11 protein-coding genes are annotated in these 14,126 nt (G+C 40.6%); 8 read left to right on the plus strand and 3 right to left on the minus strand.

Translation table 11 applies throughout. From position 1 onward, the window contains the following. The first annotated feature begins 51 nt into the window (after positions 1-51). The 4 genes from AC4CUX_RS13950 (at position 52) to rpmE (ending at position 4,300) form a co-directional block, all read left to right on the plus strand. The gene (locus AC4CUX_RS13950; RefSeq protein ID WP_490747874.1) at positions 52-2,193 is read left to right on the plus strand and encodes an AmpG family muropeptide MFS transporter; all 2,142 of its coding nucleotides are present in this window, start codon (positions 52-54) and stop codon (positions 2,191-2,193) included. 124 nt (positions 2,194-2,317) lie between these two features. Beyond that, a complete protein-coding gene (gloA, locus tag AC4CUX_RS13955) occupies positions 2,318-2,719 on the plus strand; it encodes a lactoylglutathione lyase (protein WP_004693583.1) in 402 nt (133 codons plus the stop codon). Between the two features lie 167 nt (positions 2,720-2,886). Continuing rightward, positions 2,887-3,867, plus strand: a complete 981-nt coding sequence (locus tag AC4CUX_RS13960) for a bile acid:sodium symporter family protein (protein WP_178927881.1) — start codon at positions 2,887-2,889, stop codon at positions 3,865-3,867. A 205-nt stretch (positions 3,868-4,072) separates the two neighbouring features. Next, a complete protein-coding gene (gene rpmE / locus AC4CUX_RS13965; protein ID WP_004693579.1) occupies positions 4,073-4,300 on the plus strand; it encodes a 50S ribosomal protein L31 in 228 nt (75 codons plus the stop codon). 148 nt (positions 4,301-4,448) lie between these two features. Here the strand turns inward: rpmE and AC4CUX_RS13970 are convergent, their stop codons facing one another. The 3 genes from AC4CUX_RS13970 to epmB are packed head-to-tail and all read right to left on the minus strand — an operon-like array spanning position 4,449 to position 9,336. Further along, on the minus strand, positions 4,449-6,575 hold the full coding sequence (locus AC4CUX_RS13970; protein WP_178927882.1) for an EAL domain-containing protein: 2,127 nt from the start codon (positions 6,573-6,575) through the stop codon (positions 4,449-4,451). After that, positions 6,557-8,302 (minus strand): cyclic-di-GMP receptor FimW-related protein, encoded by a 1,746-nt coding sequence (locus tag AC4CUX_RS13975; protein ID WP_490748075.1) that lies wholly within the window; start codon positions 8,300-8,302, stop codon positions 6,557-6,559. The genes AC4CUX_RS13970 and AC4CUX_RS13975 overlap by 19 nt, the downstream gene beginning before the upstream one ends. 17 nt (positions 8,303-8,319) lie before the next feature. Then, on the minus strand, positions 8,320-9,336 hold the full coding sequence (epmB, locus tag AC4CUX_RS13980) for an EF-P beta-lysylation protein EpmB (RefSeq protein WP_279741156.1): 1,017 nt from the start codon (positions 9,334-9,336) through the stop codon (positions 8,320-8,322). A gap of 309 nt (positions 9,337-9,645) precedes the next feature. Here epmB and efp point away from each other — a divergent pair, with 309 nt between their 5' ends. The 4 genes from efp (at position 9,646) to AC4CUX_RS14000 (ending at position 14,073) form a co-directional block, all read left to right on the plus strand. Continuing rightward, positions 9,646-10,215, plus strand: a complete 570-nt coding sequence (efp, locus tag AC4CUX_RS13985; RefSeq protein WP_004693574.1) for an elongation factor P — start codon at positions 9,646-9,648, stop codon at positions 10,213-10,215. A 168-nt stretch (positions 10,216-10,383) separates the two neighbouring features. Next, positions 10,384-12,486, plus strand: coding sequence for a carbon starvation CstA family protein (locus AC4CUX_RS13990; RefSeq protein WP_490747872.1), 2,103 nt, complete (start codon positions 10,384-10,386; stop codon positions 12,484-12,486). Between the two features lie 10 nt (positions 12,487-12,496). Further along, the gene (locus AC4CUX_RS13995) at positions 12,497-12,799 is read left to right on the plus strand and encodes a YbdD/YjiX family protein (protein ID WP_004693572.1); all 303 of its coding nucleotides are present in this window, start codon (positions 12,497-12,499) and stop codon (positions 12,797-12,799) included. A 254-nt stretch (positions 12,800-13,053) separates the two neighbouring features. Beyond that, complete coding sequence (locus tag AC4CUX_RS14000; protein WP_419277255.1) at positions 13,054-14,073, plus strand: 2-dehydropantoate 2-reductase; 1,020 nt, start codon at positions 13,054-13,056, stop codon at positions 14,071-14,073. Positions 14,074-14,126 lie beyond the last annotated feature (53 nt).

Consider the following 14,126-nt stretch of genomic DNA (forward strand, 5'->3'; position numbering starts at 1 on the left):
TTGTATTAAGGGTTTGAATAGCAGCATTGGTTTTAAGACAACAAAAACGTAATGACAACACAATCTTCAGGATGGAAATCCGCCTTTACTGCATTTTTAGATCGCCGTGCGTTGATCATGCTGTTTTTGGGTTTCTCAGCAGGTATCCCAATCCTATTAATTTTCTCGAGCTTATCTTTATGGCTAGGGGAAGCAGGTATCGATAAGAGCGCTGTGACTTTTTTTAGTTGGGCAGCTCTGGGTTATTCATTCAAATTTGTTTGGGCCCCTTTGGTTGATGAATTACCTGTACCGGTGCTGACCAAATTATTGGGTCGTCGCCGTGCGTGGTTATTGATCGCGCAACTGTTAATTATCTGTGCCATATCTATCATGGCTTTTTCAGATCCGTCTCTTGGTCAGAGCTATCTTTACCAGATGGCTGCGGGTGCTGTGCTTTTAGGTTTTTCTGCCGCGACACAAGATATTGTGATTGATGCCTATCGTATTGAGCTGTCAGAAACGCAAATGCAAACGGTGTTGGCTTCAACTTATAACGCTGGTTATCGCATCGGGATGATCGTTGCGGGTGCGGGCGCGTTATTTTTAGCGGCTTATTTGGGTACAGCCAAAGGCAACTATATTTATGAGGCGTGGAAGTGGACGTATTTGGCAATGGCGGCGGTCATGTTGGTCGGGATTGCAACCACATTATGTATACGTGAGCCACAAGTTGATCGGGTACGTAAAGAATATAAACGAGTAGATTATTATCGTTTAGTGGCAGTTTTCTTTGTATCTGTGGTGAGTTTTGTACTGAGTTATATTTACTCAGGCAAGCTCACAGAAATGCTGATTCAGCTCTGGTCCATCAAAGATAGTTTTGCACTGTTTTGTTTTGAGGCTTTACGTTTTATTGGCTCTGGCGCTGTTGCATTTGTGGTGGGTTCAAGCCTTGTCAAAATGGGTGCTGTGAATAAACAAATGGCCTATGAAACATGGGTGAATCCTGTTGCTGACTTCTTTAAGCGCTATGGCGTGAAATTGGCGTTGGTATTGCTATTGTTGATTGGTTTTTACCGTATTTCCGACATTATTGCAGGTGTGATCTCCAATGTGTTCTATCAGGACTTAAACTTTACCAAAGAGCAGATTGCTGAAGCGGTGAAAGTTTATGGGGTGATTTTTAGTTTGGTTGGTGGTTTTTTAGGAGGACTACTGGCGCAGCGCATGAACATCATGAAGCTGATGTTTGTCGGGGCAATTTTGGCCAGCTCAACCAATCTCATCTTTATTGGCTTGGTCAAATCAGGACAACCTTTAAATGATGTTGTGATCAATGTCGGTGAGCAAAGTTTCAAAACTCAAGCGGATGAGACAGGTGCATGGGCAATTAAGGTTCCTGTTGAGCAACTTCAGGCAAATGAACGTCTAACTGCAACGGCCAGTTTTCAAAATGATACTTCACAGCCTGTCTCGGTCACATTGCCTTATATTAGTCAACCGGGTGCATCTACGGCATTGCTCTTGCTTCCGATCACGGCTGATAATGTGATTGATCAACGAGAGTCTGAAGGAAGTATCGTGGTACGAGGTCAATACCTTGCTACACTGGCTGAAAACCAAAGTATTAAATTGAGCTTAGATGGTCAAAGCTTTGATGCAAAGTTAGACAAAGAAGGTGTGTTTAGCGCAGCAATCCCTGCTCAACTGCTTCTTGATTCAAACTCTAAAAAGCTGAATGCCGTATTGATGCAAAATGAGCGTGCGCAACAACACACTGCACTGAATTATCAGGTGGATCCTGAAGCTGAGAAATCTGCAACTCTAGATGTTGATCTTCAACCGATTAATTTGAATAAAGCAGTTGATGGGCAGTTAGAAGTTAAAGGGAAGGTGATTAAAGAATATAGTTCAAACTGGCTGTATTTTGCGATTATTGTCGATAACTTGGCATCAGGTTTAGCTGGTGCTGCATTTATTGCATTTCTATCAAGTTTGACCAGCGTATCTTTTACTGCGGTTCAGTATGCGATTTTTAGTTCATTGATGACGTTGACACCTAAAATACTAGGTGGATATTCAGGGACAATTGTGTCCAATATTGGCTATCCAAATTTCTTCTTGCTGACCACACTCATTGGGATCCCAATTTTAATCTTAGTGGTCTGGGTGGCGAAACTTCTACGTGAGCATGCCGCTGAGCAAAGTTAAAGCATCGATTTATTTCGAATGAAAAAAGTAGCCCTTGTGGCTGCTTTTTTTATGGTTGAGGTTTGAAATATAGAGCGGCATTGCCTATATTGGGTGGCTGAGAATAAATCATGAGGAAATTCCAATGCGCATGCTACATACCATGCTACGTGTAGGCAATTTAGAACAATCTTTGGCATTCTATACTGAAGTGCTTGGTATGACTTTACTTCGTAAGCGTGATTATGAAGAAGGTCGTTTTACTTTGGCATTTGTGGGTTATGGTGATGAAGAAAATCATACGGTTTTAGAGCTGACACATAACTGGGATACGGACAGTTATGAACTGGGCAATGCTTATGGTCATATAGCGATTGCAGTAGACGATGCATATAAAGCTTGTGAGGAAATCAAAGCGCGCGGTGGTAATGTCGTGCGTGAAGCCGGACCAATGAAGGGTGGCGTAACGGTTATTGCCTTTGTAGAAGATCCAGATGGCTATAAAATTGAACTGATTCAACAAGATAATAATGCACGTAATAACTAAACCGTTATTCGGTCATATGCAGCGTGTATGCACAGTATTAATTAAAAAAATATTGAACATATTCTGTAAAAGCTAGCTTTATTTATATAGCTCAGTAAGATGAATTTACCCAAAGGTAAATTAGTCACTGGGCTTTTTCATTTTTAGAGGAATGACAGGATGTTGGTATGTTGAAATTATTGGCACTCGATCGGTTTACGTTATTGCTATTTGTTATGGTGCTCTTAGCCAGCTTTGTCCCTGTTTCAGGTCAAGCTGCCAGTGTTTTTGGTGTACTGACGACGGTCGCGATTGCAATATTATTCTTTTTGCATGGGGCTAAACTATCCCGTGAAGCCGTGATTCAGGGCATGATGCATTGGAAACTCCACGCGTTGGTTTTTGCATTTACCTTCATCCTTTTTCCCGTTTTAGGTTTGCTTGCTAAACCTGTATTGGTACCACTACTTGGGCAGGAGTTGTATTGGGGCTTTTTGTTTATGTGCTTTTTGCCATCGACAGTACAGTCTTCAATTGCGTTTACTTCGGTCGCGCAAGGCAATGTGGCTGGGGCGGTATGTAGTGCTTCATTCTCGAATTTGATCGGGATGTTTATTACTCCTGTGATGGTGGCCTTTTTCATTTTGGGGCAATCAGAGCATGGTTTTGATCCAACCTCGTCTATTCTTCAAATCACCTTATTGCTGTTGGTTCCCTTTGTCCTTGGACAGCTACTTCGACCATATGTCTTTCCGTATATGCAGAAAATGCCAAGCATCGTCAAAGCATTCGATCAGGGTTCGATATTAATGGTGGTGTACGGTGCTTTCAGCGGTGCTGTGGTGGCCGGTCTATGGCAAGAGGTGAGTGTTGGTACTTTAATCTTATTGATCATTGTCTGTTCGGTCTTATTGACGATTATTATGTTGCTTGGGTTGTTTTTACCACGTTTGTTAGGCTTTAATCGTGCCGATCAGAAAACCATTTTTTTCTGTGGCTCTAAAAAGACTTTGGCTAGTGGTGTTCCGATGGCACAGATTCTTTTTATTGGACAACCTTTGGGGATGATTGTTTTACCGATTATGATTTTTCATCAAATACAGCTGATGGTGTGTGGGATTATTGCTAACTATTGGGCCAAGCAATCTGAAATTGAAACGAAAGAATAATTGGCTATCTGATACTATATCTCGTATAATATTTGCCACTTGTTGTGCTTAGCCCTGACGGTATCCGTCTCGGTGGGCCAAAAGAATGGTCTGTTATGGTGTTGATCTGCAACTTAATTTAATTAAGTGGCCCTTTCCTCAATTTTGAGAGTGATCAATTGCGATGACAGCAAAACCTTCTTTAATTTTTATGGAGTAATCGACGATGCGCGCCGATATTCACCCAAAATACCAAACTTTAGTTGCTACATGTTCTTGCGGTAACGTAATTGAAACTCGTTCAGCACTTGGTAAAGAAACTGTTTACCTGGACGTATGTTCAGCTTGCCACCCATTCTACACTGGTAAGCAAAAGAACGTTGACACTGGAGGTCGTATCGACAAGTTCAAACAGCGTTTTGCTGGCATGTCACGTTCTATCAAACGCGACTAATAGCAAAAGAAAAAAACGGGCATTTGCCCGTTTTTTTATGCCTATGATATTTGAATACAGAGTCATGGGGCTGCTAGTTAGACCATATAATAAAAAGACCCCGTATAGGGGCCTTGAAATTTAGAGGTCAGTATCCAAGGTCAAAGCTTTACTGATCCTGCACATCAATCAGATGATCGAGTTTCTTTTGGAAATAATCGCCTTGAATAAAGCGGGCATCGACATTCCATGCATTGGCAAACGACGTCATATCATTCAGATCACGCAGCATAATTTGAATGTTTTTCAATTGATGGTATACCGCAACTTTTTCTTGCAACTCTTCCGTGTTGGCGTCGCTACTGAGCATGCGAGTTAAGTTTTCATGTAAAGTGAGATTGTTGATATCGAGCTGACGTAGGATAGATTCACTATAAATACTATTACCAAAGTCACGAATCGAAACTTCAGCACCATATTGGCGAAGTTGGGTAATGTATTTTTGCGCTTCAGCAATGTTCTGGCTGATATCATCCTCAGAGAACTGAAGGGTAATTGGGTGACTTAACTTACTGCGTACAATGGTAATCAGTTTGGCGATAAATTCAGGGAAAGAGCGGTCATTCAACAGTACGGCTTTGTTTAAATTTACAATCAACTTTGCTTCAGGATACTGAGTGATAAAATTGTGTAGCTGTTTACACGACTCAACTAAAATCCAGCGGTCAAGTTTAATAGACAGTTCGTGGTCTTCACTTAACTCTTTGAGACTCGATATATCTTTCCATGTGTTACCATAAATAAAGCCACTGGTAACCTCATAGGTATATAAATTGGTGTCTTCTTTGTCATAAAGTTGTTGATATTTAAGATGAATCTCGCCACGCTCCAAAGCTAGATGTAAAGCTTTAAGTACCGTAGGTTCATTTGCTGTTTTCTGGGTGTCTAAAGTATCGCTGACTGTAGGATTAATCAACTCAATCACAGGCATATCAATACTGGCTTTTTGCTCAATTTCGCAATCGTCTTGATTGGTCGGTAAAGCGGTTTTAAAGGCTGAGCATAACAAGTTTTCAAACTGATCTTGATTTGAAATTTCCCCTTTCAATAAAGTATAGCCAATGCGCAAATTTACTGGATAGCTATTGTTTTCTACGGTAATGAGTTGTGGTTTGGTGAGCGCATTTAACGCAATCAGCTTAGATTCAAGTTTGGCCTGTGATTCTGCTTGGAATAAACCAACGATGGTTTGCCCACCCGCCTTAAACAGAGGAATATGAGTCTGTTCATTTAAAAAGCTGTAAATATTGTTAAAATAATCACGCGTAGTTGCCCAGTTGGCTTTAAAAATTTCATCTGGACAAGAGCTGAGTGCAAAGCTAACCAAAGCATTCTGATCAGAAGGCTGTTTGGTCATAGCACGGTTAATTTGTTGATACGTATTAGGTTGTATCGCATGCTTTTCAGTGTTGGCTGATGGAGCAGCAGGGCGTTCAGATTCGACTTCAATCGTCAGTTGGAGAGCATCATCTTCAGGTGCAGCTAAAAACTCAACTTTTAAAGGATTTTGAGTTTGGGCATTGCTATTGAGAGTAGCAACTTCAAAAGCGCCTAAATCAAACTGACCTTGTGAAATTTTCTTAAAACGGATTTTGAAATCGTTTACATCTTTCGGCTGGAGAATATCAAGCAGCGGTTGACCAATAATATCATCTTCAGAGCTTAAGCCGAACAGTTGTAAGTATTCAGCATTGGCTGAAACATGAATCCCTTCTTGAATTAAAGCAATGGCTTTATTACTTTCTTCAACTAAAGCCTGTGCTTGGCTTTGAGCCGTTTCAAGCTCATTCATAAGTTGTTGTTGGCTTTGCAATAAACGACTTAATGACAGCGCACGTAGTAGACCTAAGTAAAAGTTATCCGCTTCTTCTAAGTCCAAAATATCATAGACCCCTTTACGAATAAAACTTGCGTATTGGGTTGATTGATATTCATCTGGCTTTAATAAAATCAGCGGTAAATTGACTTGGTTAGAGTTGCGAATCAAAGTTAGTGCTTGTTCATACTTTAAGTCATAAGCGCGACCAAAAATCACCACATCCCAAGGCAGATGAAGCTGTTTTTCAAAGTTTTGTAAGTCATCCAGTAAAGTGGCATGAACTTGATGATCGCTAGAAGTTAAAAGGTCACGAATTTGGTTATAACGGATCTGATTATCATCAATAATGAGTAAACGTGTTTCCGTACGTTTTAACTTTTTAGATAATAATGGATTTCTCACTTCAATGCTTCCCATAAATCGTGATTCTTAATAGCATTCCTTTGCTTTTGAATAAAACTTTGAACCAATGGTTCTTGTTGGTCATTCAACAATTCATAATCAAAACGAATAAAACTTTGTGTAATTAAATGTGCTTTTACTAAATAAATTTTAAGATCTTCATCACCTAGGCGTAAGTGAATGGTTTGTTTTTCTCGGTACATATTCGAACCTGGGACAATAAGACTAGTCTGTACTTCATCAAGCTGGGACGTTTGTACCAATAACGCAGGTTGATAGTTCTGAGTGGTTCGGTCTGTTTTTACCATTACGGCACATGGGAAAAGATCTTGCGCTAAGATTTCTAACCCTAGTTCCAAGCTTTTTTCACTTGATTGTTTAATCCAGCGAATCACACCACCGCGCCATTGGCTATGCGCATTTTCTTGGACCAAAATAAACTCACCTGTTTTTAAATGTGCAGGTGTTGGTCCAGTCCAACGAATACGGTAACCATTCACACTAATATCTAAAACTTCGGCAGGGTAGATTTGTTTCGATTCACGATCAATCATACGAGCAGAACTTGTCTCCACAGGAATATTACTGTTCATGGAGTTGATCACGTGACTTTCATTCTGAAAGTTGTAGTTACCTTCTAGCTCTAAAGTTTCATTAAAGTTCTTGCCTTTAGACAAATAGAAATGTGCGACTGACAGGCCAAAACAAATTTGTAATTGAGCAGAGTATTCATAACGCTCATGCTTACGTTCAATGTTATTGGTCAATAAGTTATGAATGTGAAAATGCAGAGCAGGGGTAAGGAAAATCTTCTCATCGCGAGACAGTGGCTCAGCGCGTTTGGTTTGCATCTCTGAGAGATGATCAAGCAGGGCTTGCGTCGAGATAAAAATATTGGGTTGAATATGACTGTTTTTTTGAGAATTATAGGTCGGTGGATAGTCTTTTGATGCATCGACAATATAGCGAGATAAGGTGGTTTCTTTAGGTAATATTTGAATCAGTTTCGCCCAATCAAAACTACACAAAAATAGCCCTTGAATCTCACCTGGACGGATTTGATGGGTATTAAAAATATCCAATAGAATGAGCTGCGCATAGGCTTGGCTAATATTGTTGAGTTGATGCTGTGTACCTTGTATTTGATTAATGTTGGTCAAATAGAAGTTATTTTGGATAGCAGAATCTAAGAGCTGATGAGCCGCTAGCCACTGACCCGGAATAGGGGAACTATAGAGCAAGTGTTGTTGGTACAACAACAGTGACAGTTGTTGTAAAGCATAATAACTCGATACGGTTCGAGCCGTTTGTAGGTTCTTTTTTTGATTAAAAGCAAATAGAGAAAACTTATTTTGAGTGATTTGCTGAGAAACACGTTTTGCAATGTCGATATAGACTTTAGCAAAATGACTACGCATTAATAAGGCAAGCTCAATAATATGGTCATTTCGGTCAGTGGTGATGAGGCCTTGATTAAAAAAATGTTTCTCTAAACTGGTAAGCACATTTTCCAAATTCGGATGCAGTACTTGAACCAAATCAAAACGAAGTGTTTCACTGACTTGAAGCTCGGAGACTTCAAGTAATGCTTGAAATAAGGAACGAGAAGAGTCACCCAATTGTAAAATGGATAAGTTTGCTAACCATTCTTGTAAGCCTTTGACTGTGCTTGGGCAAAAACTAAGCTTATCCAACTTTAATTCGGTTGGTTTTTGGAAGATATCTGAAGTACTCGTCGTCATCATCGTTATTATTTAACTCAAAAAGTTGAAACCCCGAAAAGTGGTGTCTTATTCTTTTCTCCCGCAATTTCCCTGACCAGCTTGGGAACCAGATAGCCGGGTAGATTCGCCAATAATCCTTGGTATAAGAAATCAATATCTTGCGGGTTTAAATCAAAATGGTGAGCCCCTTTTACTTTATCTAAAACATGTAAATAGTATGGCAATACACCTGCATCGAATAAACGGTAGCTCAAATCTGTCAAAATTTGAACATGATCATTGACCCCTTTCAACAAAACCGCTTGATTGAAAATGGTGATTTTTTCTGCGACTAATTGCTGTAATTGACGGCAGGTAAAATCATCCAATTCCGATGCATGATTTGAGTGTACCACTAGAATAATGCGCAGCCTACTGTTTTTTAAGATGGAAATTAGCTCATCGTCGACACGGTTAGGCATTACGATAGGAACTCGTGAGTGAATTCTCAAAAATTTAAGTTGAGGAATACTTTCTAGGCGTTCAATCCATAATTTTATTTTACGATTGGACAGCGTTAAGGGGTCTCCGCCACTCAAAATGACTTCATTAATGTCAGGTTGCGACTGAATATAGTGTTGAATATTGATCCAATCTTCTGACTTTGGCAGGTTCTCTTGATAGGGGAAATGTCGACGAAAACAGTAACGACAATGAACGGCACATGCCCCAGTCAGTGTCAGTAAGAAACGAGTTTTATATTTGTGCAAAACACCGGGTTGTTGGTTGGCTTGTTCCTCACCCAAGGGGTCGGTCACGAAGTCGGGATGTTCTTCAAGCTCAAGATGATGGGGCAGGACTTGAAGGAGTAAAGGATCAAGCGGATTACCTTTTTGCATTCTTGTCACAAAAGCACGGGGAACACGGAGTTTAAATTGGGTTGATGCAAGCAGTGCGCCTGACAGCAGTTGCTCAGGAGAAAGCTCTAGAATGTTAAGTAATTCTAAAGGATCGGTAATTAAATCACTGAGTTGAGCTTGCCAATTTTGCTCTTGGTACAAATAATGAGTCATGCAATAAGGGGTCAAATACTAGGACAAAAGAAAGTTAGGTCATCAAATCGGGTGATGTCGAAACGAGTTGTTCTGATGTGTGTGGTCTAAAAAGGCTTTTTCAATGCACAAAAACACGCGGAACAGGGCTATTTTATCAAGATCTTCGGCTTATAGGCAGTGGATTTTCATTGCTTCATAACACCTTGCTCATTTACAATGCGAGGCATCAAAAAAGATGCCCTATCTTTATGGCCCTGCTTTTCAAAGCTTTGGTGTCTAAGATAAAGACATAAATATTTAAGTTAGTTAGTTTGGAGTGCGCCAGTCATGGCCTATTATTCTACGAATGATTTCAAGTCAGGCCTTAAGGTTATGCTTGATGGTAACCCATGTTCAATCATGGAAAATGAATATGTAAAGCCAGGTAAAGGTCAAGCATTTAACCGCGTAAAACTACGTAATTTACGTTCTGGTAAAGTTTTAGAAAAAACATTTAAGTCTGGTGATTCTTTAGAAGCGGCTGACATTGTAGAAGTAGAAATGGAATACTTGTACAACGACGGTGAAATGTGGAACTTCATGGATCCTGTATCATTTGAACAGATCGCTGCTGACAAAACAGCAATGGGCGATGCTGCAAAATGGTTAAAAGACGATTCAAATGAAAAATGTACCATTATGTTGTTCAATGGCGTGCCATTAACAGTAAACCCACCAAACTTCGTAGTTTTGAAAATTGTTGAAACTGATCCGGGTGTACGTGGTGATACTTCTGGCGGTGGTGGTAAACCTGCAAAATTGGAAACAGGTGCTGTAGTACGTGTTCCATTATTTGTACAGCAAGAAGAAAGCGTTCGTGTAGATACTCGTACTGGCGATTATTTAGAACGTGCATAATGGTTTAAAAATAGACTATTATCTGAAGGGATGATGAAAATCATCCCTTTTTTTATGCCAAAGTATTAGATTAAAACAAGGAGATGCAGAGTAAAGTCGCAAAGGAAAACAGCAGTACCTCGAATAATTAAAGACGCTGATTGAATGCAACAAATATGAGGGATTGAAATGGAATCTGTTCAGCCGAAGTCAACCCTGACTTCAAAAATCATCTGGCTACTGGTAGCCATCGTCGGTGCAGTCTCTTTTGGGATATTGGCACTGAGTCGTGGTGAGCATGTCAATGCCATCTGGCTCGTACTTGCTGCGGGCTGTATTTATAGTATTGCTTATCGCTTCTATAGTTTATTTATTGCAAATAAAGTTTTTGAGCTTGATGAACGTCGCTTAACTCCCGCGCATCGTTTGAATGATGGTCTGGACTATGTTCCAACCAACAAAAGTGTTCTATTTGGACATCACTTTGCAGCGATTGCAGGTGCAGGTCCATTAGTAGGGCCTATTTTAGCAGCGCAAATGGGCTATTTACCGGGCACGATTTGGTTACTTGTCGGTGTAGTGCTTGCAGGTGCAGTACAAGACTTTTTGGTGTTGTTTATTTCTACCCGTCGTGATGGACGTTCACTCGGTGAAATGGCAAAGCAAGAGCTTGGAACGTTTGCAGGTATTGTGGTCATGCTTGGTGCATTGGGGGTAATGATTATTATCCTTGCTGTTTTGGCACTGGTCGTGGTCAAAGCACTTGCACACAGCCCATGGGGCGTATTTAGTATTGCGGCAACCATTCCAATTGCGCTCTTTATGGGGATTTACATGCGTTTTATCCGCCCGGGTAAAATTGCAGAAGTATCTATTATTGGTTTCGTCTTGATGATGCTCGGCATTGTCTACGGTGAAAATATTGCACAGCATCCATATTGGGGTGCGCTCTTTACACTGTCGGGCACTCAGTTGACATGGGCGCTGATTATTTATGGTTTCGTGGCTTCGGCACTGCCTGTGTGGTTATTGCTTGCGCCACGCGATTACTTATCAACCTTCCTAAAGATTGGTGTTATTGCAGGTTTGGCAGTCGGTATTATTTTCGCAATGCCAGAAATGAAGCTACCAGCATTCACGCAATTTATTGATGGTACTGGCCCTGTGTTTGCAGGTTCAATGTTCCCGTTCTTATTTATTACCATTGCATGTGGTGCAATTTCAGGTTTCCACGCTTTAGTGTCGTCTGGAACTACGCCGAAACTTGTGAACAATGAACGTGATATTCGAATGATCGGATATGGCGGTATGCTCATGGAGTCATTTGTTGCAATCATGGCCTTGATCTGTGCAGCAGTGCTTGATCCGGGTGTGTATTTTGCGATTAACTCACCAGCCGCTTTACTGGGTACAAGTGTCGACACCGCAGCTGAAGCTGTTCGTAACTTAGGTTTTGTTGTTACTCCAGAAACATTAACTTTACTGGCTCAAGAAGTGGGTGAAAGTACCATCCTTTCACGTACTGGCGGTGCGCCAACTTTTGCCATTGGTATGGCTCACATCATTACGGAAATTTTCAATAGCCGTGAAATGATGGCGTTTTGGTATCACTTTGCCATTTTATTCGAAGCACTTTTCATCTTAACAGCTGTTGATGCGGGTACGCGTGCATGTCGTTTCATGGTGCAAGACACAGTTGGGATTGTGATTCCTGCGGTGAAAAACTCACATAACTTTTTCGGAAACTTGTTGGGTACAGCAGTTGCGGTTTCAGGGTGGGGCTTCTTTGTTTACCAAGGTGTCGTCGATCCGCTCGGGGGCATCAATAGCTTATGGCCACTGTTTGGTGTGGGTAACCAAATGCTTGCGGCAATGGCATTGATCTTAGGTACGGTTATCCTCTTCAAAATGAAGAAAGAGAAATATGTATGGGTCACGATTATCCCGACAGTATTCTTGTTGGTAACCTGTATGACCGCGGGCTGGCAGAAAATTTTCCACGAAAATCCAAAAATTGGTTTCTTGGCACAAGCTGAACGCTTTAACAATGCAATTGCAAACAATGAAATTTTAGCACCAGCAAAAACGGTTGCTGAAATGCAAACTGTTGCGATGTCGAATCAGATCAATGCTGCACTGTGTGGATTCTTTATGATTGTGGCGATTGTGATGCTGTTTGCTGCGATTAGAGTGATTCGTCGTGCATTGGCAAGCCCAGTTCCGACTGTGCATGAGGCAGAAGCCATTTATCGTGATCCTGAAGACATTCAGCCATCAAAAGCTGGACATTAAGGAGAGTCAGATGAATCTAAAATTTGCTAAAAGTGGAAAAACGATGATTTATAAAATCATTAAAATGACCGTGATGTCGCAGAAAGATTTGATTCTGAACCCTAAAAATTGGTCTCGAATTGCGACGCTGTGGCAACGTTTGCAGCAAAGTTTCCGCTTGATGGTAGGGGTGCCTGACTATCCAAACTATTTGGAGCATATGAAAAAGCACCATCCTGATTTAGAAGCGATGGATGCTAAAACTTTTTATCGTCATTGTGTGGATGCACGTTATCCATCTGCAACGAATGGCATGAAAAAGTGCCCTTGTTAATGTAATGAATCAATTGAAAGACGGCACTTCGGTGCCGTTTTTTTTTGTGAAAAATCGAGTGAAAATAATCAATTACATGCGGTTGTTCGTGTTAGATTCGACAGTGTACTTTTTTGCATGAAGCAAGTGGTGGCATCGTAGATTAAATCATAACGAATACGGAGTGTGAGGCATAAAAGGTTCATGTCGTATATCGGACAGCTTTTAATTGTTATAGCTCTTAAAATACTGGAATGTTTGCAAAGGGAAATTGAATGAAAATATATATTTATGGTGCTGGAAGCATTGGATGTTATTTAGGCGGAAGTTTGGCTGCTGCAGGTAATGATGTTACTTTTATCACGCGTCCACGTATTCATGCAGAGCTTTCCCAATGGGGCTTAGTCTTAACCGATTATTTAGGCAAAAATATCAAACTTGCACCTCATCAACTAAAACTAACGACCGATCCGACTCAGGTTGTGGATGCCGATGTTATTTTAATTTGTGTGAAATCGGAGGCAACCGAACAAGTTGCACATGAACTCAAAGAATATTTAGGGGCTAAAACACCGCTGATCATCAGCTTTCAAAATGGCTTAAGCAATGTCCCTATTTTAAAAAGAGTTTTGCAAGAGCAGATGATTTTAGAGGGGATGGTTCCTTTTAACGTCGCTACTCAAGAAGCTGGGCATTATCATCAAGGTACCTCTGGTGCATTAAGTGTTAAGCAATATCCGAATCAAAATTTGCTTGAGAATGCATTTCAAAAAGCAGGTTTAGAGATTGTTTTTGAAAAAGACATGCTGGCTGTGCAGTGGGCCAAGCTTTTACTTAATTTAAATAATTCAATCAATGCATTGTCAAAAAAACCACTAAAGGAGCAATTGTCGATTCGTAAATATCGCCAATGTGTGGCAATGGCGCAGCAGGAAGCTTTAGCACTGCTTGATTCTGCTCAGATTAAACCTGCAAAGTTAACCGCAGTTCCGACCCATTTGATTCCAAAATTGCTGAGTTTACCCAATCCACTATTTAAATTATTAAGTCGTAAAATGTTGGCAATCGATCCGCTGGCTCGGTCGTCTATGCAAGATGATTTAATTGCAGGCCGTCCCACAGAGGTCGACTGGATTAATGGTGAGATTTTAAAACTCGCAGAACAATGTGGTAGACAGGCGCCAATCAATGCGCGACTCATAGAATTGATTAAGCAAGCAGAGAAATCATCTCCTTCATTTTCAATGAGTGCAGATGCTTTAAAAGATCAGTTGAAATCTGCAGCGAAACAATAACTTGAACTGAGGGAGATTATACATACGCAAATCATTGAAGATTTATAAGGATC

The organism is Acinetobacter sp. 231_lipA, from assembly GCF_058243005.1.